General features: G+C 75.0%; 26 protein-coding genes. 17 read left to right on the forward strand and 9 right to left on the reverse strand.

Annotated elements, in window-relative coordinates; translation table 11 throughout:
- Positions 1-156: 156 nt before the first annotated feature.
- From ABT006_RS14150 to ABT006_RS14160, 3 genes are all read left to right on the forward strand, one after another.
- The gene (locus ABT006_RS14150; protein ID WP_350706314.1) at positions 157-585 is read left to right on the forward strand and encodes an SRPBCC family protein; all 429 of its coding nucleotides are present in this window, start codon (positions 157-159) and stop codon (positions 583-585) included.
- Complete coding sequence (locus ABT006_RS14155) at positions 582-1,586, forward strand: SDR family oxidoreductase (protein ID WP_350706316.1); 1,005 nt, start codon at positions 582-584, stop codon at positions 1,584-1,586. Before ABT006_RS14150 ends, ABT006_RS14155 begins: the two co-directional genes overlap by 4 nt.
- Before the next feature lie 138 nt (positions 1,587-1,724).
- Entirely contained in the window at positions 1,725-2,492 is a 768-nt protein-coding gene (locus tag ABT006_RS14160; protein ID WP_350706318.1) for a polyprenol monophosphomannose synthase, read from the forward strand.
- A gap of 220 nt (positions 2,493-2,712) precedes the next feature.
- On the opposite strand, the gene ABT006_RS14165 is transcribed toward ABT006_RS14160, so the two are convergent.
- The gene (locus ABT006_RS14165; RefSeq protein ID WP_350706319.1) at positions 2,713-4,317 is read right to left on the reverse strand and encodes a phytoene desaturase family protein; all 1,605 of its coding nucleotides are present in this window, start codon (positions 4,315-4,317) and stop codon (positions 2,713-2,715) included.
- A 72-nt stretch (positions 4,318-4,389) separates the two neighbouring features.
- Here ABT006_RS14165 and ABT006_RS14170 point away from each other — a divergent pair, with 72 nt between their 5' ends.
- Positions 4,390-5,823, forward strand: a complete 1,434-nt coding sequence (locus ABT006_RS14170) for an aldehyde dehydrogenase family protein (RefSeq protein WP_350706320.1) — start codon at positions 4,390-4,392, stop codon at positions 5,821-5,823.
- A 61-nt stretch (positions 5,824-5,884) separates the two neighbouring features.
- Here ABT006_RS14170 and ABT006_RS14175 read toward each other — a convergent pair whose 3' ends face one another.
- Positions 5,885-6,286: a ChaB family protein gene (locus ABT006_RS14175; RefSeq protein WP_350706322.1), complete on the reverse strand. Its 402-nt coding sequence runs from the start codon at positions 6,284-6,286 to the stop codon at positions 5,885-5,887.
- 163 nt (positions 6,287-6,449) lie between these two features.
- Between ABT006_RS14175 and ABT006_RS14180 the strand changes: the two genes are divergently transcribed.
- The 4 genes from ABT006_RS14180 (at position 6,450) to ABT006_RS14195 (ending at position 8,759) form a co-directional block, all read left to right on the forward strand.
- Positions 6,450-7,430: a YihY/virulence factor BrkB family protein gene (locus tag ABT006_RS14180; RefSeq protein ID WP_350706324.1), complete on the forward strand. Its 981-nt coding sequence runs from the start codon at positions 6,450-6,452 to the stop codon at positions 7,428-7,430.
- 44 nt (positions 7,431-7,474) lie between these two features.
- Positions 7,475-7,891: a DUF2795 domain-containing protein gene (locus tag ABT006_RS14185; RefSeq protein ID WP_350706325.1), complete on the forward strand. Its 417-nt coding sequence runs from the start codon at positions 7,475-7,477 to the stop codon at positions 7,889-7,891.
- Positions 7,892-7,943: 52 nt separating this feature from the next.
- Positions 7,944-8,405 carry an SRPBCC family protein gene (locus tag ABT006_RS14190; protein WP_350706327.1) on the forward strand — a complete coding sequence of 154 codons (462 nt, stop codon included), beginning with the start codon at positions 7,944-7,946 and terminating at the stop codon, positions 8,403-8,405.
- Between the two features lie 93 nt (positions 8,406-8,498).
- The gene (locus tag ABT006_RS14195) at positions 8,499-8,759 is read left to right on the forward strand and encodes a hypothetical protein (RefSeq protein WP_350706329.1); all 261 of its coding nucleotides are present in this window, start codon (positions 8,499-8,501) and stop codon (positions 8,757-8,759) included.
- Between the two features lie 182 nt (positions 8,760-8,941).
- On the opposite strand, the gene ABT006_RS14200 is transcribed toward ABT006_RS14195, so the two are convergent.
- A complete protein-coding gene (locus tag ABT006_RS14200; RefSeq protein WP_350706330.1) occupies positions 8,942-10,186 on the reverse strand; it encodes an MFS transporter in 1,245 nt (414 codons plus the stop codon).
- Between the two features lie 154 nt (positions 10,187-10,340).
- Between ABT006_RS14200 and ABT006_RS14205 the strand changes: the two genes are divergently transcribed.
- Positions 10,341-10,553 (forward strand): hypothetical protein, encoded by a 213-nt coding sequence (locus tag ABT006_RS14205; RefSeq protein WP_350682944.1) that lies wholly within the window; start codon positions 10,341-10,343, stop codon positions 10,551-10,553.
- Positions 10,554-10,586: 33 nt separating this feature from the next.
- On the opposite strand, the gene ABT006_RS14210 is transcribed toward ABT006_RS14205, so the two are convergent.
- Positions 10,587-11,159 carry a TetR/AcrR family transcriptional regulator gene (locus tag ABT006_RS14210; RefSeq protein ID WP_350706332.1) on the reverse strand — a complete coding sequence of 191 codons (573 nt, stop codon included), beginning with the start codon at positions 11,157-11,159 and terminating at the stop codon, positions 10,587-10,589.
- A 73-nt stretch (positions 11,160-11,232) separates the two neighbouring features.
- Between ABT006_RS14210 and ABT006_RS14215 the strand changes: the two genes are divergently transcribed.
- Positions 11,233-13,002 carry an ABC transporter ATP-binding protein gene (locus ABT006_RS14215; protein ID WP_350706334.1) on the forward strand — a complete coding sequence of 590 codons (1,770 nt, stop codon included), beginning with the start codon at positions 11,233-11,235 and terminating at the stop codon, positions 13,000-13,002.
- A 96-nt stretch (positions 13,003-13,098) separates the two neighbouring features.
- Here the strand turns inward: ABT006_RS14215 and ABT006_RS14220 are convergent, their stop codons facing one another.
- Positions 13,099-13,548: a hypothetical protein gene (locus ABT006_RS14220; protein ID WP_350706336.1), complete on the reverse strand. Its 450-nt coding sequence runs from the start codon at positions 13,546-13,548 to the stop codon at positions 13,099-13,101.
- A 162-nt stretch (positions 13,549-13,710) separates the two neighbouring features.
- Here ABT006_RS14220 and ABT006_RS14225 point away from each other — a divergent pair, with 162 nt between their 5' ends.
- A complete protein-coding gene (locus tag ABT006_RS14225; RefSeq protein ID WP_350706338.1) occupies positions 13,711-14,088 on the forward strand; it encodes a DUF6401 family natural product biosynthesis protein in 378 nt (125 codons plus the stop codon).
- Positions 14,089-14,173: 85 nt separating this feature from the next.
- On the opposite strand, the gene ABT006_RS14230 is transcribed toward ABT006_RS14225, so the two are convergent.
- Positions 14,174-15,034, reverse strand: coding sequence for a mechanosensitive ion channel family protein (locus ABT006_RS14230; RefSeq protein ID WP_350706340.1), 861 nt, complete (start codon positions 15,032-15,034; stop codon positions 14,174-14,176).
- A gap of 189 nt (positions 15,035-15,223) precedes the next feature.
- On the opposite strand from ABT006_RS14230, the gene ABT006_RS14235 reads away from it, so the two are divergent.
- The 3 genes from ABT006_RS14235 (at position 15,224) to ABT006_RS14245 (ending at position 19,478) form a co-directional block, all read left to right on the forward strand.
- Positions 15,224-17,350, forward strand: a complete 2,127-nt coding sequence (locus ABT006_RS14235; protein WP_350706341.1) for an ATP-binding SpoIIE family protein phosphatase — start codon at positions 15,224-15,226, stop codon at positions 17,348-17,350.
- Between the two features lie 42 nt (positions 17,351-17,392).
- Positions 17,393-18,067, forward strand: coding sequence for an HAD family hydrolase (locus tag ABT006_RS14240; protein WP_350706342.1), 675 nt, complete (start codon positions 17,393-17,395; stop codon positions 18,065-18,067).
- A 121-nt stretch (positions 18,068-18,188) separates the two neighbouring features.
- Positions 18,189-19,478 carry a cation:proton antiporter gene (locus ABT006_RS14245; protein WP_350706344.1) on the forward strand — a complete coding sequence of 430 codons (1,290 nt, stop codon included), beginning with the start codon at positions 18,189-18,191 and terminating at the stop codon, positions 19,476-19,478.
- Between the two features lie 100 nt (positions 19,479-19,578).
- Here the strand turns inward: ABT006_RS14245 and ABT006_RS14250 are convergent, their stop codons facing one another.
- Positions 19,579-20,514, reverse strand: a complete 936-nt coding sequence (locus ABT006_RS14250; protein ID WP_350706685.1) for an NAD(P)/FAD-dependent oxidoreductase — start codon at positions 20,512-20,514, stop codon at positions 19,579-19,581.
- A gap of 234 nt (positions 20,515-20,748) precedes the next feature.
- On the opposite strand from ABT006_RS14250, the gene ABT006_RS14255 reads away from it, so the two are divergent.
- The gene (locus ABT006_RS14255; protein WP_350706346.1) at positions 20,749-20,964 is read left to right on the forward strand and encodes a DUF3072 domain-containing protein; all 216 of its coding nucleotides are present in this window, start codon (positions 20,749-20,751) and stop codon (positions 20,962-20,964) included.
- Here ABT006_RS14255 and ABT006_RS14260 read toward each other — a convergent pair.
- Positions 20,958-21,461, reverse strand: a complete 504-nt coding sequence (locus ABT006_RS14260) for a metallophosphoesterase family protein (protein ID WP_350706348.1) — start codon at positions 21,459-21,461, stop codon at positions 20,958-20,960. The genes ABT006_RS14255 and ABT006_RS14260 overlap by 7 nt on opposite strands.
- A gap of 67 nt (positions 21,462-21,528) precedes the next feature.
- Here ABT006_RS14260 and ABT006_RS14265 point away from each other — a divergent pair, with 67 nt between their 5' ends.
- Both ABT006_RS14265 and ABT006_RS14270 read left to right on the forward strand, forming a co-directional pair.
- Positions 21,529-22,338, forward strand: coding sequence for a helix-turn-helix domain-containing protein (locus ABT006_RS14265; RefSeq protein WP_350706350.1), 810 nt, complete (start codon positions 21,529-21,531; stop codon positions 22,336-22,338).
- Between the two features lie 286 nt (positions 22,339-22,624).
- Positions 22,625-23,092 (forward strand): general stress protein, encoded by a 468-nt coding sequence (locus ABT006_RS14270; RefSeq protein ID WP_502890960.1) that lies wholly within the window; start codon positions 22,625-22,627, stop codon positions 23,090-23,092.
- 101 nt (positions 23,093-23,193) lie between these two features.
- Here the strand turns inward: ABT006_RS14270 and ABT006_RS14275 are convergent, their stop codons facing one another.
- Positions 23,194-23,727: a GNAT family N-acetyltransferase gene (locus ABT006_RS14275; RefSeq protein ID WP_350706354.1), complete on the reverse strand. Its 534-nt coding sequence runs from the start codon at positions 23,725-23,727 to the stop codon at positions 23,194-23,196.
- Between the last annotated feature and the right edge of the window lie 2 nt (positions 23,728-23,729).

Below are 23,729 nucleotides of genomic sequence, written 5' to 3' on the forward strand. Positions count from 1 at the left end.
ACGTCATCTTCAACGCGCCGCCGCGTCGCCCACGCCGGCGGCGTCGACACGCCGGCCCGGGGTGGCGTTACCCGTCGCCCCGGAGAAGCTAACCCGCGGGCGCTGTTAGGCCGGGCCGCGTCAGGGTATGGGGACGCAGTGGCGATTGTGGAGAAAGTGATCGAAGCTCGCCCGGAGCAGGTCTGGGCGGTGCTGGCCGACGGGTGGACCTACAGCGACTGGGTCGTCGGCACGGTGCACGTCCGGGACGTGGACGACGCCTGGCCCCGGGTGGGCACCCAACTGCACCACAAGGCCGGGCCGTGGCCGCTCTCCCTCCAGGACTCCTCGACGGTGCTCGCCTGCGAGCCGCCGCGCCGGCTCGTGATCCGCGCCGGGCTCTGGCCGGCGGGTGAGGCGAACGTGGTCTTCACCCTCGAACCGGTCGGCGACGGCACGACCCGGGTGCGCATCGGCGAGGACTTCGCCGCCGGCCCGCTGCGCTGGGTACGCAACAAGCTCAACGACCTCGTGCTGCACCAGCGCAACAGGGAGACGCTGACCCGGCTGACGGACATCGCCAAGCGGCAGAAGGCGGACGGATGACGCAGACCGTGGTGGTGACCGGGGCGAGTGCCGGCGTGGGACGCGCCGTCGCCCGCCGGTACGCCGAGCGCGGCGCCCGGCTCGCGCTGCTCGCCCGCGGCGAGGCCGGCCTGGCCGCCGCCGAGCGGGACTGCCGGGAACTGGGCGCCTCCGAGGTGCACGCCTACCGGGTCGACGTGGCCGACGCCGGCGCGGTGCAGCGGGCCGCCGACGACGTGGCGCACCGGTTCGGCGGGATCGACGTGTGGGTGAACAACGCGATGGTCTCGGTGTTCGCCCCGGCCTGGGAGATCCCCGCGCCGGAGTTCCGCCGGGTCACCGAGGTCAACTACCTCGGCACCGTGCACGGCACCCTCGCGGCGCTGCGCCACATGCGGGCGCGCGGACGGGGCGCGATCGTGCAGGTCGGCTCGGCGCTGGCCTACCGGGGGATCCCGCTGCAGTCGGCGTACTGCGCGAGCAAGCACGCCATCCAGGGCTTCAACGACTCGCTGCGGGCGGAGCTGCTGCACGACTGCCCGGGCGTGAGCCTGTCGATGGTGCAGCTCCCGGCGCTCAACACCCCGCAGTTCTCCTGGGTGCGCACGCGGCTGCCCCGGCATCCGCAGCCGGTGCCCCCGATCTTCGCGCCCGAGGTGGCCGCGAAGGCGATCGTCTGGGCGGCCGACCACGGGCCGCGCGAGCTGAACGTGGGCGGGCCGACCTGGCGGGCCCGGCTCGGCGACATCCTGGCGCCCGGCCTGCTCGACCGGAAGCTCGCCCGCGACGGCTACGACAGCCAGCAGACCGGGACGCCCATCGACCCGGATACCTGGCGGGACAACCTGGACCGCCCCGGCGACGACGAGCGGGACCGCGGCGTGGAGGGCGTCTTCACGGACCGGGCCCGCACCCGCTCGGCCGCCCTCTGGGTCGGTACGCACAAGCCGGCCGTCTCCGTCTCCGTCGCCCTCGCCGGCCTGGCCCTGGCCGGCACCGCCCTCACCCGCCGCCTCCGCTGATCCACGGACCACCACTCAGGCCCGTCCTCGCCCCGACCAGGGGGCGGATGACCGGCGGAACGGGGTGCCTTTTCGACCCGGATGTGGCAACTGGCTACGCTCTCAGGGAGCCCTGTCCGCCGACCGAGGATGTCCGACATGATCGAACCCGTGCAGTTGCCCGCGCCCTGGCGGGACGCACGCCTGACCGTCGTGGTTCCCACCTACAACGAGGCGGGCAACCTCCCGGTGCTGGTCGAGCGGCTCCTGGCCCTGCCGCTGCCGGGCCTGAAGATCCTCGTCGCCGACGACAACTCCCCCGACGGCACGGGCGAGGTGGCGGACAAGCTGGCCATCGAGCACCCCGACCGGATCGAGGTCGTGCACCGCGCCGGCAAGGAGGGCCTCGGCCGGGCGTACGTGGACGGGATCGGGCGCGCGCTGGACGGCGGCGCGGAGTACGTGGCGCAGATGGACGCCGACCTGTCGCACCCGCCGGAGGCGCTGCCGGGCATGCTCGGCGCGCTGCTCTCCACCCAGGCGGGCGTGGTCATCGGCTCCCGGTACGTGCCGGGCGGCGAACTCGACGAGAACTGGCCGCTCTACCGGCGGGCGCTCAGCGGCTGGGCCAACCTCTACGTGCACACCCTGCTGCGGGTCCGGATCCGTGACCTCACCGCCGGCTTCAAGATCTGGCAGGCGGACGCGCTGCGCGACATCGGCCTGGAGCGCGTGCAGTCCAACGGCTACAGCTTCCAGGTGGAGATGCACTACCTGGCCACCAAGCTGGGGCACACCATCCTGGAGGTGCCGATCCGCTTCGAGGAGCGGCGCGACGGCGCGTCCAAGATGACCACCGCCACCAAGATCGAGAGCGCGCTGATGCCGTTCAAGCTGCGCACCAAGCACCGCAACGTCGAACGCTGAGGCACAGCGAGCAGCGAGCAGCGTCTTCGACGAGCTGGTGACGGCAGCGTGGGTCAGCCGCCGGTCCCGCCGGCTGGCCCGCTGGGATCCATGGAAGCCGCGGGAATCCACAGGGCGGCCGGGATCTACCGGTACAGCCGGAATCCCGGGTACAGCCGGGATTTCGGTGCGGCCCGGGTGCGGGCGGCGACGCCGGACGCGCGTGGGTGGTGCGGTCGGGTCAGCGGTAGATCGCGCGGTGCGCCGCGTCGATCGTGGCGGCGTACACCGGACCGGTGAGGGCGCGGTCGCGGGCCAGGGCGGCGCGGGCGGCGTTCGCGCCGGGGGCGCCGTGCACCCCGCCGCCCGGATGCGCCGACGCACTCGCCAGGAACAACCGGTCCACCGGGGTGTCCGCGCGGCCGAGGCCGGGGATCGGGCGCAGGAAGAGCTGCTGGTACGCGGCGGAGGTGCCGCCGCCGACCGCCCCGCCGACCAGGTTCGGGTCGCCTGCCTCCAGGTCGGCCGGCCCGGCCACGTGCCGTCCCACGATCAGGCTGCGGAAACCGGGCGCGGCCTCCTCCAGCACCCGCTCCATCCGGTCGACGTGGTCGGTTATCTCCTCGGCCCGCCAGTGCCGGCGGAACGGCAGGTGGGTGTACGACCAGAGCGACTCGGTGCCCGGCGGCGAGTGGCTGGGGTCGGCCACCGACATCTGCCCGACCAGCAAAAACGGGTCGCGCGGGACCTCCGAGCGGGCCAGTGTGGCCGCGTAGCCGGTCAGCCCGTTCAGGTCCGCCCCGAGGTGCACGGTGCCGGCGGTGGCCCCCGCGCGGTTGGTCCACGGCACGGGCGCGGACAGTGCCCAGTCCACCTTCAGCGTCGAGCCGTCCCACCGGAAGTGCGCCAGGTCCTCCACCAGCCGGGGCGGCAGCGCCGCCGCACCGACCAGGTCCAGGTAGAGCGCGGGGGCGGGGACGTCGGCCAGCACGGCCCGGCGGGCCCGCCACAGGGCACCACCGACGGTGCGCACGCCCATCGCCCGGCCCCGGGCGGTCAGCACCCGGTCGACCCGGGCGCCGTAGAGGATCCGGCCGCCGCGCTCGGTCAGCCGGGCCACCAGCGCATCGGTGATCTTCTGCGCGCCGCCTTCGGGCACCGGCCAGCCGACCTGCTGGCCGAGCATGGCGAGCAGCCAGCCGTACACGCCCGAGCCGGCCTCCTCCGGCGACAGGTCGGTGTGCAGGGCACAACCGGCCAACAGCGCGCGACCCCCCTCCCCGTCGAAGAGCTCCTCACTGAGCTTGCGGACCGGCACCACCAGCCGCCGGGCCAGCCGCAGCGCGCCGGAGACCCGCAGCCGGCGCAGCAGGGCCAGGCCGCCGCGCACCGGCGGGAACGGCCTGGTGATGGTGTCCAGCATCGGCTCGGCGACCTGCCGCCAGTCGTCGTACGCGTGCAGCCAGCGCTTGCCGTCGCCCGGCGCGAACGTCTCCAGCGAGGCCGCGGTGGCCTCCGGGTCGCGGTTGAGCACCGCCGCCCGACCGTCGGGCAGCAGGTGCGCCAGCACGTCCGGCGAGTGCCGCCAGCGCAGGCCGTACCGGTCGAGCCCCAGCCCGCGCAGCACCGGCGAGGCGTAGCCGAGGGGGTAGAAGGAGCTGTAGAGGTCGCTGAGGTAGCCGGGGGCCGTGACCTCCGCGGAGCGCACCGCCCCGCCGGGCGCGGCGGTGGCCTCCAGCACCAGGACGTCCCAGCCGGCGTCCGCCAGCAGGTTGGCGGCGACCAGACCGTTGTGACCGGCTCCGACGACGACGGCGTCCGCGCTCTCCGTGCCGGGCGAACTCATCCGGTCCGCCTACCCTGCCGGCAACCGGGCGAAACGCGTTTGCCTCGTCGGGGCACGGGGATCCACCGCCGCATGTACACGGTTGCGCAGCTCATAGGTGGAGTGTGGGGCGCGGGCGGCGAGGGGGGCGAGCTGGTCGTACGCGATCCGGCCGACGGCTCCCCGGTCAGCTCCGTGCCGGTGGCGACGGCGGACGAGGTCGGCAAGGCGGTGGAGGCGGCGCGCGGCGTCGCGGCGGAGTGGGCGGGGACCGCCCCCGCCGAGCGCGTGGCGGCCCTGCACCGGGCGGCGGACGCGGTGGCGGCGGTCGCCGACGAGCTGGCCCGCGCGACGACGGCCGAGATGGGCAAGCCCCTCGCGGACGCGCGGGGCGGCGTGGAGGCGGGCATCGGCACGCTGCGACAGTACGCGGAGCTCGCCCCGGTGCGCGGCGGGCGGACCCTGCACGGCGGCACGCACGCCCTCGACTTCATGGTGCCGCAGCCGCGCGGGGTGGTCGCCGCGATCACCCCGTGGAACGACCCGGTGGCGGTCTCGTGCGGGCTGCTCGGCGCCGCCCTGGTCACCGGCAACGTGGTGCTCTACAAGCCGAGCGAGCGCACCCCGGCGACCGGCTGGCTGCTGGCGAAGGCGCTGGACTCCGCGCTGCCGCCCGGGGTGCTGTCGCTGCTGACCGGCGGCCCGGAGGTCGGGGCGGCGCTGGCCGCGCAGGAGGTCGACGTGGTCGCGCACGTCGGCTCCACCGCCACCGGGCGCGCCATCGCGGCGGCGGCGGCGCGGACCGGCGCCAAGGTGGTGTTGGAGAACGGCGGCAGCGACCCGCTGGTCGTCGACGGCGACGTCGACCCGGTGTGGGCGGCCGGGCAGGCGGCGACGGGCGCGTTCGCCAACGCGGGGCAGATCTGCGTGGCGGTGGAACGGATCTACGCGCACCGGGACGTCGCCGAGGACCTCACGGGGTCCCTCGTGGAGCGGGCGGAGCGGCTGCGGGTCGGCCCGGGCGCGGACCCGGCGACCGAGCTGGGGCCGCTGGTGGACCGGCGGCACCGCGACCACGTGCACGGGCAGGTGACCGCGGCGGTGGCGGAGGGGGCCCGGATCCGCACCGGCGGGACGCTGCCCGAGGGCCCGGGGGCGTTCTACCCGGCAACGGTGGTCACCGACTGCCGGCACGACATGACGCTGGTACGCGAGGAGACGTTCGGGCCGGTCGCCGCGATCGTCGTGGTCGACTCGTTCTCCGAGGCGCTGCGGTGCGCCGCCGACTCCCCGTACGGGCTGTCCGCCACGGTGCTGACCGGGTCGATGAGTCACGCCCAGCGCGCCTGGCGGGAGTTGCCGGTGGGCACCGTGAAGATCAACGCGGTGTTCGGCGGGGCGCCGGGCGGTGCCGCACATCCGCGCCGGGGCAGCGGCCACGGCTTCGGGTACGGCCCGGAACTGCTGGACGAGTTCACCGCCACCAAGGCGGTGCACATCGAGGCGCCCGGCGGCGGTCACTGGTGAGCACGCGCACGCAGGGGCTGCCCGCGGTCGGGCAGCCCCTGCGTCGTACGCGATGGTGGCCTCAGCGGCCGCGGGCCTTCGCGGTCTGCCGGTTGTTCGCCTTCTCGATGGCCTTGACCAGTTCGGGCTTGGTCATGCTCGACCGGCCGGGGACGTCCAGCTTGCGGGCCACCTTCATCAGGTGGTCCTTGGTGGCGTTGGCGTCCACCCCGCCGGCGGTGGGCGCCCGGCGCTCCGGTCCGCCGCCGGCCGCCTGTCGGTCGCTCGGGCCCTTGCGGCCCTTGGGCTCCCAGTGGTCGCCCACCTTCTCGTACCGGTGCTTCACCGCGGCGAACGCGGTGCGGTGCGCCCGCTCCCCCTCGCCGTACGTCTCCACGGCCGAGTCGTGCGTCTTCTCCCAGGTGCGCTGCGCCTTCTCCGGGGAGCGTCGCAGCGTGCTGGGCAGTACCTCGCGCCCGGGCATCTCGTCCTCCTCCGCGTCGATGGGTTCTGGTTTGACCGTTCCCCCACCGCCGGTCGGCAAACCGGGCGGCCGGGTTTGTCGTTTTCCGGCCGGGGGTACCGGCGGGGCCAGGCTGAGCCGGAGGCGCCCGGGCGTCCGGCGGCCGGGGCACAGGGAGCGGGCCATGACGACGACGGAGCCCGGCACGGCGCGCACCGGGGAGCAGCGGCTGTGGATCCCCCGCAGGGTGCGGCAGTTGAGCTGGCGGACCTGGCGCGGGGTGCTGGTGCGCAGCGCGCGGAACTTCGTCAAGGACAACTGCGCGGACTGGGCCGCCGCGCTGACCTACTACGGTGTGCTCGCGCTCTTCCCCTCCGCCATCGTGGTGGTCGCCCTGGTCGGGCTGGTGTCCAACGGCGAGCAGACCGTGGACACCGTGCTCGACCTGGCCCGGGACATGGGCGCCGGCTCGGTGGTGGCCAACGAGGGCTTCGTCTCGGTGGTCCGGGGCGTGGTCGACCAGAACGACTCGGCCAGCGTGCTGCTGAGCTTCGGTCTGCTCGGCGCGCTCTGGTCGGCGTCCGGCTTCATCGGGGCGTTCACCCGGGCCTCCAACGCCGTCTACGGCGTGGCGGAGGGGCGGCCGGTCTGGAAGCTGCGGCCCATGCAGATCGGGCTCGCGGCGGTCTCGCTGGTGCTGCTCGCCGTCGTCGCCACCGGCCTGATCGTCAGCGGCCCGGTCACCGACGCCGTGGGCGACCTGCTGAACGCCGGCGGGCTGGCCCGCATCGCCTGGAGCGTCGCCAAGTGGCCGGTGCTGGCCATGGTCATGATGGTGCTGCTGAGCCTGCTGTTCTGGATCGCGCCGAACGTCCGGCAGCCACGGTTCCGCTGGCTCACCCCGGGCGGGGCGGTCGCCCTGGTGTCCTGGGTCGTCGCATCCTTCGGCTTCGGCCTCTACGTGGCCAACTTCGGCTCGTACGACGCCACCTACGGCAGCCTCGGCGCCGTGATCGCGTTCCTGGTCTGGCTCTACCTGTCCAACTCGGCGCTGATGCTCGGCGTGCAGATCAACGCCGAGTTGCAGCGGGGTCGCGTGCTCCAGGCCGGCGAGCCGGACCCGGACGAGCCGGTCCTGCCCCCGAAGACGCCCGCCGACGCGTGACCGCTGCCGGTTTACCGCCGGTGCCACCGGGTAGCGCAGAAGGCATGGAACGTGGCAGCAGCAAGCACGGACCGAGGGTCGACGAGCAGATGAGCCGGGAGGTCAGCGGCCTCGTGCAGGGGCCGGGGACCGGCGGCTCGCGGGTCGACGAGTCCCGTGTGCCGGAGCCGGCCGGTGAGGACCAGCCGGAGCCGACGACGGCCCCGGCCGGCGAGTTGCGTACGGGCGCGCCCAAGGGGATGAGTTCCCAGGACGTCGAACGGCGCAGCCGGCTCGGACGGTACATCACGATGGCCGCCCTGCCGGGCGACCGGGAGGCGCTGATCGCCAACGCGCGGGACAACGACGCGCCGGCGGACATCCTCGCGGAGCTGGAGCGGCTGCCCGAGGGCATCCGTTACCAGACGGTCTCCGAGGTGTGGGCGGCGCTCGGCCACAAGAACGAGACGACCCGCTGGTGACCGGATTCCCGCACGATCCGGCCCGACACCGGCGGACGAAGGAGGATGCCTGATGAGTGGCGTTACCGAACACGTGGACGTCTCCGTCCCGGTGCGCACCGCGTACGACCAGTGGACCCAGTTCGAGGAGTTCCCCCACTTCATGGAGGGGGTGCAGGAGGTCCGGCAACTGTCGGACACGATGACCCACTGGACCGTCGAGATCGCCGGGGTGAAGCGCGAGTTCGACGCCGAGATCACCGAGCAGCTCCCGGACGAACGGGTCGCCTGGCGCTCGACCGGCGGCACGAAGCAGGCCGGAGTGGTGACCTTCCACCGGCTGGACCCGGACACCACCCGGGTCACCCTGCAACTCGAGTTCGAGCCGCACGGCGTGGTCGAGCAGGCCGGCGACAAGCTGGGCATCGTCGACCGGCGCGCCAAGGGCGACCTCGATCGGTTCAAGCAGTTCATCGAGCGGCGCGGTCAGGAGACCGGCGCCTGGCGCGGCAGGGTCGACCGGCCGCAGCCCTGATCCCCCGCCCCCGGGCAACGAACTCCGATGGCCGCCGGCTCCCCCGGCGGCCATCGCCGTTTGCGGGGAGTCGGCCCGGGTACCGCGATGGGTATGACGGACGAGAACACGGTGTGGCGGGACGAGGAACGGATTCCCCTACCGGAACTGGACAAGGCCGTCGCGCGGTCGACCCTGGACGGCCAGGCCGACGACGCGACGGGCAACGACGCCGGCGAGGAGGCCGCGTTCGGGCACGGGCCGGAGGCGGTGGACCGCGGCGGGCAGGCCGCCGGGGCGGGCCGCGAGCCGACCGACCCGCAGCGCGCCTACCGCCCCTCCACGACCGGACGGACCGGCCCCGACACGATGTGAGCCGCGGCCGGCGCGGGCGAGCGCCCCGCCGGTCCTCGGGGCCATGCTCATCGGGTCTCCATCATCGTGCGGAGCCGCCTTGGCGGTCTCCCTCGGCGTCGCCTGGCCTGCGCCGGCCGCAGCTCAGCGGGCCGCCGGCACCGGCCGGTCGGCGCCATCGGCCTGGGCCGGCGCCGGTCCGTTCAGCGGGTCGCCGGCACCGGCCGGCCGGCACCTCCGGCCCGGTGGCGGTCGTGCTGCCGGCGGGTGCCCGCCGCGTGCAGCGCGATCAGCGCCAGCGCGAGCACGACCAGCGCCGGCCCGAGCAGCTCGACCGAGGTGTTGCCGAGCAGCACGCCGATCCCCGCCGGGACGAGCGCCCCGCCCAGCCCGGCGGCGCCGATCTGGAGCCCGATGGTCCGGTCCGCGTGCGCGGCGCCCACCCGGTCGACGGTGGTGAGGGTGAGCAGCGGGAAGACCGGGGCGGCGGCGAACCCGACGACGAACAGCCCGGACACGGCCAGCCAGGCCGGGGCCGGGGCCGCGATCAGGGCCGCGCCGACGGCCATCCCGACCAGGCTGCCCCGCAGCACCACCCCCGCGCCCAGCCGCTCGGCCACCACGCCCTGCACCACCCGCCCGACGAACAGGCACCCCCAGTAGCCCGAGACGCAGATGCCGGCGACCGCCGCGCCGAGGCCGCGGCCCTCGGTGAGCAGCAGGAACGCCCAGAGCCCCGCGTCCACTTCGATCGCCACGTAGACGGCGAAGGCCAGCGCGCCGGTCCAGACCGCCGGCAGCCGCAGCGTCTCGCGTACCGGCGTGACGGTCGGCGGGGCGACGGGCGCCGCGCCGACCGGGGGCCCGGCGGGCTCGCGGGCCGGGGCCCGGTCCCGCCAGGCCCGGACGGTCAGCGCGAACGCGGCGGCCAGGACGAGCTGGGCCGTCGCCACGAGGCCGTACCCCCAGCGCCAGGCCAGCCCCGCGCTGAGCGCCCCGGTCATGATCAGCGGCCCGAGCGCCACCCCGAGGCCGAAGAAGGCGTGCATCCAGTTCATGTGGCGCGGACCGAAGGCGCCGGCGGCGTACGCGTTGAGCCCGGAGTCGATCGCGCCGGAGCCCAGACCGAGCACCAGGGCGCAGCCCACCATCAGGGCGAGGCCGGGCGTCAACGCGTAGCCGGTGAGCGCGAGGCTGGCCAGCAGGGTGCTGCCGGCGAGCAGCCAGCCGACCCCGAGCCGGGCCAGCGTGAAGCCCGCCAGCACGCTGGAGGTGAGGTAGCCGGCGGTCCCGGCGGTGAGGACCAGGCCGACGGCCTCGGTGGGCACGCCGAAGTCGGCCCGGATCGAGGGCCAGCCCACCCCGATCAGCCCGTCGGGCAGGCCGAGGCTGACGAAGGCGAGGTAGGCCAGCAGGAGCAGCGAGGCGCGGGGCGGGACAGTGGACACGAACCACCATCCTGCCTCGTGTCACCGGCGCCGCGACCGGGCCTCCCCCGCAGGGACAAAAAGTGCGGTCCGGACGGGTGGAGAAACGGACAGCTCATCCAGAATCGGCCGTTCGGCTGACGGCAACCCCTGGGTCGCGCGCAAGACTTTCGGGATGCAACAGGGCTCCGGCTTCCTCTCCACGCGTCAGCGCCGCCTGGCTTGGCTCGGCTTTCTCCTCGCCGCGCTCCAGGCTCCCGTCTCCGCCAAGCTGGTCTCGGACGACTCCTGGTTGTTCAGCCTCTGCGTGGCGCTGATGGTGGCGACCGTGATCATCGCCGACGACGCGGCCCGCCGCCGCCCGGCCGACGCGCGCTCGACGGACTAGCGCTGCGGAGAGCGCGGCCCTCGCCGCGCGGGATCAGCCCGGCTTGACCGCGATCGCGCCGTCGACGGTGCGCAGGATCAGGCGCAGCGTCTCGTGCCGGGAGGCGCCGGTCTCGGCGACGTAGGCCCAGCCGGCGTACAGCTGGGACCAGACCAGGCTCTGCACCCAGGCCGCCGGCAGCTCCGGGTCGATGGTCCCGTCGCGGTGGCCGCGCTCGACCATCGCGGCGAACTCCGGATCGCAGCCGGCCGGCCCCTCGGTGGTCGGGGCGGCGGCGAGGCCCGGCTCGGTGAAGATCAGCGAGAGCAGGCTGCCGAGGTCGAAGTACTCCTGGCAGAGCCGGCGCACGGCCGACGCCCCGCTGCCCTCGGCCATCCGCGCCTGGGCGGTCGCGCGGGCCAGCCGGGCCCCGGCCTCGGTGCCGACGGCGGCGAGCAGGTCGGCGCGCTCGGCGAAGTAGCGGTGCAGCGTCGTACGCCCCACGTCGGCGGCGGCGGCGATGTCGCCGAGGGAGGCGGCGGGGTTGCGCCCCAGCACCTCGATCGCCGCGCCGACGATGGCCTGGCGGGTCCGGGCCCGGCTGCCGGACACCTGCGTATCGGTCACGCGGCGAGGATAGCAATACGTCGTTTCGGTATAGCGCTTGACTGGATTGGAACATCGCTGTTCCATTCAGGGCATGACTTCCTCCGTGCCGGCGCCATCCCGGATGCGTACGCTCGCGTCGTTCCTCGCCCCGCACAGGCGGACGATGGCCCTCGGGCTCGTGTTGGGGCTCGCCGCGAACGCGGCCGGGCTCGCGACGCCGATGGTCACCAAGTGGGTCCTGGACACACTGGGCGCCGGCGGGTCGATGGCCCGCCCGATCTGCCTGCTGCTGGCGCTCGTCGTCGTCGGCGCGGCCATCTCGCTGTGGCAGTGGCGGCTGCTCGGGACGCTGGCCGAGCACATCGTGCTCGACGCCCGGGCCGCGATCGTCCGGCACTACCTCCGGGCCCGCGTCGGCGACCTGCAACGCCGACCCACCGGCGAGCTGGTCACCCGGGCCACCTCCGACACGCAACTGCTGCGCGAGGCGTCCGGCAGCATCGTCGGCCTGGTCAACGCCGGCATCGCCCTACTCGGCACGCTGGTGCTGATGGGCGTGCTCGACCTGTTCCTGCTGGGCTGCACCATCGTGGCCGTGCTGGTCGTCGCGGCGGTCATGGGCGCGCTCATGCCCCGCATCGCGGCGGCGCAGGCCGCAGCGCAGGAGTCGATGGGCACGCTCGGCGGCACGCTGGAGGGGGCGCTGCGCGCGATCCGGACGGTCAAGGCCAGCCGGGCCGAGGCCCGGTTGACCGAGCGGATCGTCGCCGACGCACGGCAGGCGGCGGCGCACAGCGTACGGGCGGCGCGGGTGACCGCGTCGGTCTGGACCATCGCCTGGACGGGGATCCAGCTCGCGGTGATCGCGATCCTGGGCATCGGCGCCTGGCGGGCCCAGCGTGATCTGCTGGAGATCTCCAGCCTGATCGCGTTCCTGCTGTACACGTTCCAGCTCATGGGGCCGATCACCGAGCTGACCCAGAACACCACGGCGTTGCAGGCCGGGATCGCCGCGGCGGGGCGGATCCGCGAGGTCGAGACCATCCCGGCCGAGCCGGCGGGCCCGGTGTCCGCCCCGACCGAACACCCGGGCACACCCGACGCGGAGCAGCCGGTGCTGGTGTTCCGTGGGGTCACCGCCCGGTACGGGCCGGACGCGCCCGCTGCGGTGCACGACATCGACCTGGCCATTCCCCGGCGCGGGCACACCGCGATCGTGGGGCCGTCGGGGGCCGGCAAGACCACGCTGTTCTCGCTGATCCTGCGCTTCCTGGAGCCCGAGCGGGGGCAACTGCTCCTCGACGGCCGCCCGTACGCGGCCCACGGGCACGACGAGGTGCGGGCCCGGCTCGCGTACGTCGAGCAGGAGACCCCCGTGGTGCCCGGCACCATCCGTGACAACCTGCGCTTCACCCACCCGGACGCCACGGACGAGGAAATCCGGACGGTTCTTCGCGCCGTCCGGCTCGACGACAAGGTCGATTCGCTGCCGGACGGACTGGACACGTCGCTGTCGTCGACGGAGGTGTCCGGCGGGCAGCGCCAGCGCATCGCCCTGGCGCGGGCCATGCTGCGCACCCCCGACGTGCTGCTGCTCGACGAGGCGACCGCGCAGGTCGACGGGCTGACCGAGGCGGCGTTGCAGGAGTGCGTCCGGCAGCGCGCGGCGGCCGGGGCCGTGGTGACCATCGCGCACCGGCTCTCCACCGTGCTCGACGCCGACCGGATCGTGGTGATGGAGCACGGCCGGATCCGGGCCCAGGGCACCCACTCCGAGCTGCTGGCCGGCGACGACCTCTACCGCCGGCTGGTCGTGGCGCTGCGCATCGCGGCCGAGGAGCACGCGGTGGCGGCGCGCTAGCCCCGCACCGGCGGAGCGCGCCTCGGGGCCGGCGCGGCCCCCTGGGCGCCTGTGCGGGGCCCGCTTCCGGCGCGCCTCGTGACCGGAGAAAGGCCGCTAGCCCGCTCCGCCGGGGCGCGCCTCGTGGCCGGGGCGGCCCCGGCTCCGCCGCCGCTCCTTCATCTCCGCCTCGTAGAGGTGCCGGCGACCGTCGACCAGCTCCTCGCGGGCCGACCGGTCCAGGTCGCGGAAGAGGGCGTAGTACCCGTCGTCGAAGTCCTCGACGATCTGGAACGTCCAGCGGCCGGCGATCACGTTGCGGCCCAGCAGCTCGGTGTCGATGCGCTCGGCGATGTGCGGGTGCCCGGCGGCGCGGAACATCTCCACGGCGTCGTCGAGCATCAGGTCGGCGTGCCCGACGAGCTGGTGCATCGAGTAGAGGTGGCCGCGGACCCGCTCGACGCACTCCAGCGCCTCGCTGAGCTTGCCGAGCGCGGCCACCGTCTCGTCGCTGACCCCGGCCGGCCGGCGGTGCCTTTCGTCCGGTCCGTCCACGTGCTGTCCCATCCGTTCCTCCACGGTGTCGGCTGCGCCCGTCCGGGCGGTTCTCCTCCTGCCCCGCCCGCGCCGGGTCAATCCCGGTGGCCGGGTTGACCGATCGGTGGAGGACCAAAAACCCGCCGAGTGGCCGAGGTCGACCGGGGAATCGGCCGGATAGCCTCGTTTCCCATGCGTGTGCCGTTCAACCGGGTCGAGGCCCGTTCCGCCGCCGGCTCGGCGCGAGCCACCCTGGCCCTCCTGTCCACCTCGGTCGGCGTCGAGGGGCTGGCCGCCGCCGCGGCGCGGCCGGGACTGCTCGCCCTGGTCGACCAGCACGCCGCGGCGGTGCGGGAGAGCCTGGACGGCGACCGGCGGTCGCTGAGCGCCGCCGCACTCGCGGGCTACGCGGAGGGCGTGCGCGCGGCCGCGCTGGAGCACGGCTGGGAGCCGACGGCGGCGCCGGTGGACTGGTCCGAGCCGGACTGGCTGCTCACGCGGCTGCTCGCGGTCTGCGCGCTGGCCCGCTCGCTGGGCACCCCGGCGCCGGGTCCGCTCCCCCGCGTCTGAGCGGGCCGACCGCGTCCGCCGGCACGCCGGAGGGGCGCCCGCCACGTTCGCGGACACCCCTCCCGACTGGCCGTCACCGGCTCGATCAGCGGCGGAACTGCTGGGTCTCGTCGCCCACGTTCCCCGACTGGTAGGTGCCACGCCCGCCGGCCATCGTCGGCTCCTGCGGCATGGCCTGGGCGCGCTCGGCCGCCGCCCGGTCGGCCATCTGGCGGCCGACGTCGGTCTCGCCGGCCGCCCGGGCCCGGCGGTGCTCCTGCACCGCCCGCGACTCCTCGGCCATCCGGTTCAGCCAGCCGTCCCAGCGGTTCTGCATCGGCTTCACCAGACCGCCGCCGACGCCGACGATCAGGATGCCGGCCACCGTGGCGAGCACCGCGATCAGCACCGGTGTGGTCACCGTGGTGGCGATGCCCACCTGGTTCAGCGCGGCGATCACACCCAGCGCGAGGATGAAGATCGCCGTCAGGTCGGCCAGGATCTTGCCGTACGCGAGCCCGCCCAGCGCCCCGGTGACCAGGTCCCGGACGGCGTTGGCGATCGCGGCGGCCACGACGACGATGATGATCGCCACGAAGGCGCGTGGCAGCCAGGCGACCACGCCGCGGATCAGGTCACTGATCGCGTTGGGTCCCCAGACCCCGAAGGCGAACTGCAGGGTGAACAGCAGTACGGCGTAGTAGGCGAGTCTCGCCAGGATGTCGCTGGCGTCGTACTTCGTGCGTTCCAGCGCGCGCTTGATGCCGCCCCGTTCGACCGCTTTGTCGAAGTTCACCCGTTCCAGCGCCGCGTCGACGATTTTCAGCACGGCTCTGGCGATGAGCCATCCGACCACGAGGATCGCGATGAACGCGACGGCCCGCGGTATGAACAGCAGCACCGACCTCCACATGTCGGCCACGGCGTCGCCGATGTCGACCTGCCTGACCGCGAGGGTTTCCGGCATGATGTCCCTCCTGTCGCATGGACTGCGTCGGGCGCTTACCCGGTCGCCGACGCGGCACGCCGTGCCGGTCCCCGTCTTTTTCCCGACATGTCATCACAGAACCGTCCCGACCTGGCCGAACATTCGCCGTGGACGACGCGCGGGACATGATCGGGAACGGGTGCCGGGTGGTCCGGTTAGGCTGCGTTCATGCCAGGAACGGTCGGACGGGTCCCCAACCCACCAGCCCCGGTGTCGGGGGCGCCCTCCGCCTCGGGCGCGGCGGCCGCCGTCCTCGGCCACGACTGGGCCGGCACCCCGCTCGGCCCGTGGCACTCGTGGGACCCGGCGGTCCGCGCGACGACCGAGGTCGTCCTCGCCTCACCCGTGCCGATGGCCCTCACCCTGGGCGCCGACCACCTGCTGCTCTACAACGACGGGTACGCGGAGCTGATCGGCGACCGGCACCCGGGGGCGGTGGGCCGGCCGGCCGGCGAGGTGTTCCCGGAGGTCTGGCCGATGCCCGGGGTCGGCGACGCCGTCGAGCGCGCCTACCGCTCGGGCGAGCCGTTCCTGGAGAAGGAGTCCACCCTTCCCCTGCACCGGCGCACCGGCCCGGTCGAGCAGCGGGTCTTCACCCGGGGCCACTCCCCGGTGCGGGACAGCGCCGGGCGGATCGTCGGCGTGCTGACCGTGGCCGCGGAGACCGCCCAGGTCACCCAGCAGTTGCAGAGCCTCAGCGACTTCGCCGCCGCGCTCGCCGGCACCCTCACCCTGGACGACGTGGCCCGGGTGACGCTGCGCTACGCGATCACCTCGTTCGACGCCGACCGGGTCTCGTTCGCGGTGGACGAGGGCGGCGGCGGGTGGCGGATGGTCCGGCGCGTACGCGGCGAGCTGATGGACGAGGCCGACGAGCGGCTCCCCCCGCTGTGGCGGCGCATCCCGCCGGACTGGGAGGGCCCGGTCGCGTCGGCCGCCCGCACCGGCGTGCCGCTCTTCGTCGACGACGGCCACCCGCTGCGGGAGATCGCGGTGGACCGGCACGACCAGAAGATCCGGGCGCTGGCCGCGGTGCCGCTGCGGGCGTCGGTGGTCCGCGGCGGGCTGGCCGTCGGCTACCAGGCCCCGCGCGTCTGGTCGGCCGCCCGGCGGGCCCTGCTGGCCGCGTCCGCCGAGCTGGTCGGCCAGGCGGCCGAGCGGGCCCGCCGGTTCGAGACGCAGCACGGCACCGCCCAGCTCCTGCAGCGCAGCATGCTGCCCGAGCACCTGCCGGACCTGCCCCGGATGCGGATCGCCGCCCGCTACGACCCGGGCGTCGACGGCAACGCCGCCGGCGGGGACTTCTACGACGCGTTCCTGCTGCCGACGGGCGGCCTGGGCATCGTGCTCGGCGACGTCGCCGGCCACGACGTGCAGGCCGCGGCCCGGATGGGGCAGGTCCGGGCCGCGCTGCGCGCGCTGGCGCTGACCGATCCGCGCCCGGACGCCGTGCTGGCCGGGCTCGACCGGCTGGTCACCAGCCTGGGCGCCGAGGGCGACACGCAGGAGCTCTTCGTGACCGTGGTCTTCGGGGTGGTCGACGCCGAGCGGCAGCAGCTCACCCTGGCCAGCGCCGGCCACCCCGCCCCGCTGATCCGTCGGTGCGCCCCGGACGGCGAGCCGGTCGCCGAGTACGTCGACGTGCCCGCCGGCGCCCCGCTGGGCCTGGGCTGCCGGCCGCCCACCGCGACGGTCCGGTTCGCCCCCGGCGACACGCTGCTGCTGTTCAGCGACGGCGTGGTGGAGCGGCGCTGGCAGGGGCTGACGGCGGGCCTGGACGCCCTGGCCGAGGCGGTGGCCGGGGCGGGCAGCGGCGACCCCCGCGCGCTGTGCGCGGTGGCGACCGCGGCGGTGCCCGGCGCCACCGAGGACGACGTCGCGGTGCTGGCGGTGGAGCACGCGCTGCGGCCGAGCCGGTCGACGAGCATGGAGGTGCCGGCCGAGCCGACCGCGCCGAGCCGGGTGCGGCACTGGATGACCGGGCAGCTCACGGAGTGGCAGGTGCCGGAGTCGATCATCGGCGCGGCGGTGCTCTGCACCAGCGAGTTGACCACCAACGCGCTGCTGCACGCCGGCACCGCCGCCCGCGTGGAGATCGACCTGAGCCCGGAGCGGCTGCTGGTGTCGGTCGCCGACTCGGGCACCCGGGGCACGGTCACCCGGGCGCAGACCGACACGCTCAGCAGCCGGGGCCGGGGGCTCGGGCTGATCGAGGAGCTGAGCGACGCGTGGGGGACGGACCCGACCGTACGCGGCTCGACGGTCTGGTTCGAGCTGCTGATCCCGTCCGGCTGAGCGGTGGCGTCAGCCGGCCCGGCACGGGGTAGGAGGAACACCATGCCCACCGAACAGCCCGCCGGTGTCCTCTTCGACGTGGACGGCACCCTGGTCGACACCACATACCTGCACACCGTGAGCTGGTGGGAGGCGCTGCGCCAGACCGACCGGCAGGTACCGATGGCGGAGATCCACCGCGCCATCGGGATGGGCTCGGACAAACTGCTCGACCACCTGCTCGGCCCGGAGCGGGACCGCGGCGCGGACGGGAAGCTGCGGGACGCCCACGACGCGCTCTTCGCGGAGTACTGGGAGCGGCTGGTCCCGCTGCCCCGCGCGGCCGACCTGCTGCGGGCCTGCGCGGAGCGGGGGCTGCGGGTGGTGCTGGCCACCTCCGCCGCCGAGCACGAGGTCGCCGCGCTGCGCCGGGCCCTGGCCGCCGACGACGTGATCGACACCGTGACCTGCGCGGCGGACGCGCAGGAGAGCAAGCCCGCACCCGACATCCTGGTGGCCGCGCTGGAGCAGTCCGGGCTGGCCGCCGAGCGGGTGGTCTTCGTCGGCGACTCGGTCTGGGACGTCGCGGCCGCCGGCAAGCTGGACATCCCGTGCGTCGGGCTGACCTGCGGCGGGACGAGTCGGGGCGAGCTGGCCGGGGCCGGGGCGCTGGCCGTCTACGACGATCCCGCGGCCCTGCTCGCCGCCCTCCCGGACTCGCCGATCGCCACGGCGTGACGGTCGCACCGCACCGGACCGGGACACGAAGTCGATCGGGACAGGAATACGAAAAGACCTCCGGGGGCAAGGACTCTCTCCGCCTGCCCGCACGCCGTGGGCGACGCGGAGAGGTGGTGTCGTGGAGCCGGTAGACGTGGCGTTCGCGGTGGTCGGTCTGGGCGCGCTGCTGGCGGGGGTCCTGCCCCGGGTGCTCGAACGCCGGCCGCTGTCGATGCCGATCGCCTTCCTCGGGCTCGGCATGCTGGCCTTCGTCCTTCCCACCGGGCTGCCGAACCCCGATCCGCTCGCGTACCCGGAGATCGCCACCCACCTCACCGAGATCGGCGTGATCGTCGCGCTGATGGGCGCCGGCCTCAAGATCGACCGGCCGCTGAGCTGGGCCCGCTGGTCGTCGACGTGGCGGCTGCTGGCCATCGCCATGCCGGTGTGCATCGCCGCGGTGGCGCTGCTCGGCTGGTGGTGGGCCGGGCTCGTGCCGGCCGCCGCGCTGCTGCTGGGGGCGGCCCTCGCCCCCACCGACCCGGTGCTCGCCGCCGACGTGCAGGTCGGCGAGCCCACCGACGTCGAGGACTCCGAGGACGAGGTCCGCTTCGCCCTCACCTCGGAGGCCGGGCTCAACGACGGGTTGGCCTTCCCCTTCGTGTACGCGGCCATCGCCATCGCCACCGCCGGCCTCGCCCCGGCGGACTGGCTGGGCCGCTGGCTCGCCGTGGACGTGCTCTGGAAGATCGTCGCCGGGGTGGCGGGCGGCTGGCTGATCGGCTGGCTGCTCGGCAAGCTCTTCTTCCGGGCCCCGAGCGAGCTGCGGCTGGCCCGTCACGCCGAGGGCTTTCTCGCCCTCGCCGCGACCTTCCTGGCGTACGGGCTGGTGGAGGTGGTCGGCGGGTACGGCTTCCTGGCGGTCTTCGTGGCCGCCCGGGCGATCCGGGCCGCCGAACGGACCCACGAGTTCCACTCGGTGCTGCACGCCTTCGCCGAGCAGATCGAGCGGCTGCTGACCGTCATGCTGCTGCTGCTCTTCGGCGGCGCGGTGGTGGGCGGGCTGCTGGCCCCGCTGACCTGGCCGGCCGCCGCGGTCGGGCTGGCGCTGGTCTTCGTGGTCCGGCCCCTGGTCGGCCGGCTGTCCCTGCTCGGCGCGCCGGGCCGGCCCGCCGAGCACTGGGTGATCGCGCTGTTCGGCATCCGCGGCGTCGGTTCGTTGTTCTACCTCGCGTACGCGACGGCGAAGACCGACTTCGCGCAGGCGGACCTGATCTGGGCGACCGTCGGCCTCGTGGTGATCGTGTCGGTGGTGGTGCACGGTGTCGCGGCGACCCCGGTGATGCAACTGCTGGACCGCAGGGGCGATCGCACCGCCGACCCGTCCGAGCGGGGCCGCGCCGGCGAGCCCGTCGCTGTCACGCGCTGACCGGTCGGCGCAGACCGGGGCGACCGGTCAGTCGGCGGCGAGCGATCGGCCTGGCCGGGGCCCGGTCAGGCGGCGGCGACCCGAGGTCCGGGGCGGGCGGTCAGGTCAGGCGGGCGACCAGGGCGCGGCCGAGGTCGCGGCCCGAGAGCCAGGCGCTCTGCACCCGGGGCTCGCCGAAGGCGTCGCCGGCCAGCCCGACGCCGTCGGCGTCCAGGTGGTAGGTGCCGCCCCGGCCGGCCGTCGGCTTCGCGTACCTCCAGCGGTGCACGTGCACGTGCACCGCCGGCTCGGGCAGCCCCAGCAGGTCCCGGACGGCCTCCTCGATCGCCGGCCCGGCGCCGGTGGGCTGGGCGAGGTGGCCGGCGGCGAACCCGGGCGTGGTGTGCGCGACCAGCACCGGCGCGCCGTCGCCGCGCCGGTCGCCGTCGTCGCAGACCAGGCTCAGCAGCGGGTGGTCGTTGACGAACGCGCCCCGGAAGGCGGCCCACCGGCGACTCGGGAAGCGCAGAACCCCGGCCAGCGACGGCGACCACCGCTGCGCCTGCACGACCCGCGTGGCGGCGTCCAGGGCCGGGTCGAGCAGCAGGGCCGCCTGCGGCCCCGGCATCGCCAGGGCCACCGCCTCGCAGGCCCGTCCGTCCACCACCGGCCCCGGCTCGACGCCCAGCACGAGCCGGTCGACGGTCACCGGCAGGTCCCGGGCCAGGTGCTCGACCAGCGACCGCAGCCCCCGGGGCGCCGCCCAGCGCATCGGGCCGGGCACCTCGCGCCGGCCGTCGGCGCCGTACGCGACGAAGGTGTCGGTCCACTCCCGGGCCAGCCCGGCGGCCCGCCACCCCTCGACCACCTCGGCGAAGTCGGGATCGCTGACGGTGAGGTACGCGGCACCGGTGTCGGCGGGCCGGCCGTCGAAGCGGCGGCTGGCCAGCCGGCCACCGGCCACCCGGGCGCGCTCCCGGATCTCCACCGGCACGCCGGCGCGGACCAGTTCCGTCGCGCAGGCCACCCCGGCGATGCCGGCGCCGACCACCACCACACCCGCCCGGTCCGCGCTCACCGGGTGATCGTATGCGCCCCGACGCCCGGCGGGCGGACGAGATCGACCCGGGCACGTCGGCGCGCGAAGGCCACCCCGGCAGGCCGGCGGGACGGCGGGGCGGGTGGGGGTCCGAGCCGGATCGCCGGCGGACGACAGGACCCCGTCCGGGCCGCCGCATGGATCGGCCCGGGGCGGGGTATTGGCACGTCTGTTCGAGGAAAGGTGGAGATGATGGCGGACCGCGACAGCACCCGGGCCAATCCGCAGGGCGCGATCAAGGACCCCGACGAGTGGGTCACCGGCGAGGAGCCGCCGACGGCGGCGCAGGAGTCGTACCTGGCCACGCTGGCCCGCGAGGCCGGCGAGGACCTGCCGGAGGGGCTCACGAAGGCCGAGGCGTCCAAGCGGATCGACGAGCTTCAGGAGGAGACCGGCCGCGGTCAGTGACGCGGCGGGAGGCGGTGCGACTCGACCTCGTCGAGCCGCCCCGCCGCCACCCGCGCGGTCACGAAGGTGGCGTACGGCTGGGCGCGCCGATCGGTCGGCGAGCCCGGGTTGAGCAGGCGCAGCCCGCCCGGGGCGACCGTGTCCCAGGGGATGTGCGAGTGACCGAAGACGAGCAGGTCGGTGTCGGGGAAGCGGGCCGCGCAGCGCTCCTCGCGCCGGGCCTTCGGCCCGGTCTCGTGCACGACCGCGATCCGCAGTCCGTCGAGTTCCACCCGGGCGACCTCCGGCAGCCGGGCGCGCAGCGCCGGCCCGTCGTTGTTGCCGTACACGCCGACGAGCCGGCGGGCCCGGGCGGCCAGGGCGTCGAGCAGCGCCTCGTCCACCCAGTCTCCCGCGTGCAGCACCACGTCGGCGGCGTCGACGGCCGCCCAGAGCGGCGCCGGCAGGTCCTTGGCCCGCGCCGGCACGTGGGTGTCGGCGGTGATCACCAGACGCATCTCCCCATTCTCCGCGACGGCGGTGCCGGCCCCCACCGCCCGTCCACCCCGGCCATAGGATCGGAACGTGGGCGCTGCCGAGGTGGTCGAGGGGCGGTCGGCGCCGGTCGGGGCGCTGCTGCGGCAGTGGCGGGAACGGCGCGGGCTCAGCCAGCTCGCCCTCTCGGTCGAGGCGGAGATCTCCACCCGGCACCTCAGCTTCGTGGAGACCGGCCGCGCGACGCCGAGCCGGGAGATGGTGCTGCGGTTGGCCGAGCACCTCGACGTGCCGCTGCGGGACCGCAACCGGCTGCTGCTGTCCGCCGGGTACGCCCCGGTCTACTCCCACGCGCCGCTGGACTCCCCCGAGCTGCGCCGGGTCCTCGACGCGGTACGCCGGGTCCTGCGCGCGCACGAGCCGTACCCGGCGGTCGCGGTGGACCGGCTCTGGAACCTGGTCGCCGGCAACGCCGCCCTGCCGCTGCTCACCGAGGGCGTCGCGACGCACCTGCTCCGGCCGCCCGTCAACGCGCTGCGGCTGACCCTGCACCCCGAGGGTCTGGCCCCCCGCATCGTCAACCTCGCCGAGTGGCGCGACCACCTGCTCGGCCGGCTGCGCCGGCACCTGGGACTGACGGCCGACCCGGAGCTGACCGCGCTCCACGAGGAGCTGCGCGGCTACCCGGGCGGGTCGGCTGATCCGGCCGCCGAACTGCCCCGCGCGGGTGACGTCGTGGTGCCCCTGCGGCTGCGCCGTCCCGGCGGCGAACTCTCCTTCCTCAGCACCGTCTCGACCTTCGGCACCCCCCTCGACGTGACGGTCGAGGAGCTGTCCGTCGAGTCGTTCTTCCCGGCGGACGAGGCCACCTCGGCGTACCTGCGCGACGCCGGCCGCTGACCCCGTCCCGGCCGCCGGTGACCGCCGCGGCGGACCGGCCGGGGAGGACCGGCCGGACGCGGCGTCCTGTCGAACCGGGCCGGCCCGACGGGTGCGGTCCGCGCCCCCGGCGGCGTTACCCGTGGACGGCGGCGGGAACGCGGGCGGTTGACGAAGGAGGAGGCTCATGAGCACACCGTCGAGTGGGACCTCGGGCTGGCGGCCCGGCATGCCTGGCGGCGACACCCTCCCGTCCGGTCCCGCCGGTCGGCCGGCCGCCCATGCCGGCGACGGGCACGGCCCGGAGATGGGCCCGCCCACCGTGACGATCGGCTCGTACCCGGACTATCCGTCCGCCCAGCGAGTGGTGGACTACCTGGCGGACAACCGCTTCCCGGTGGAGCACACCGCCATCGTCGGCACGAACCTCACCCTGGTCGAGACGGTGCTCGGCCGGATGACCACCGGCCGGGCGGCGCTGCTGGGCGCCGGCACGGGTGCCTGGTTCGGGATCTTCGTCGGGCTGCTGTTCGGCATCTTCACGGCGGGCGACAACTGGATCGCGATCATCCTGGTCGCGCTGGTGGTCGGCGCGATCTGGGGTGCGGTGTTCGGCGCGGTCACGCACGCGATGACCGGCGGGCAGCGCGACTTCACCTCCGCCAGTTCGCTGCGCGCCGGCCAGTACGCGGTCATCGTCGACGCGCAGTTCGCCGAGCAGGCTCGGCAACTGGTCGGCCGGATGCACCTCACCGCGTCGCCGCAGACCCGGTGACGTCCGGACCCGGGCGACCGCCGCCCGGGGACCTCCCGCCCGGGCGGCGGGCGGGGACCTGCCGGGCCCGGGTGGGTGGCGGGCGGGGCGCGGGGCGTTGTTCAGCGGTCGGTGGCGAGGCGGGCGTGCAGGTGTTCGTCGTAGCGGCGGCCGTCGCCGTAGCGGTAGGACTCCCGCAGCGTGCCCTCGGCGAGGTAACCGGCCCGCTGGGCCACCCGGCAGGAGGCCGGGTTGGCCACGGCGTGACACAGCTCGATCCGGTGCAGCCCGAGCGCCGCGAACGCCCACCCGGTGAGCCGGACGACGGTCCTGGAGGCGACGCCGCGACCGCGCGCCGCGGCCACCGTCCAGTAGCCGATGGAGGCGTTCCGGTCGTGGATCCGGAACAGCGACACCGAGCCGAGCAGCCTGGCGGGATCGGCCGGGTCGGCGACCGCCAGGGAGACGTGGTCCCCGGCGGACCAGTCGGCCCGGCGACGCACCCACGCCAGCGCCGCCTCCCCGTCGACCGGCCCCGCCGGGGGGTTCCACTGGGCGATCGCCGGCTCGCGCAGCGCGGCGAGGACCGCCGGCGCGTCCGCCTCCCGCCACGGACGCAGCAGCAGGCCCGGGGCGGTCAGTTCGAGATGGTCCACGA

Origin of the sequence: Micromonospora sp. NPDC002717, assembly GCF_040295705.1 — a bacterium.
Classification (GTDB): domain Bacteria; phylum Actinomycetota; class Actinomycetes; order Mycobacteriales; family Micromonosporaceae; genus Micromonospora.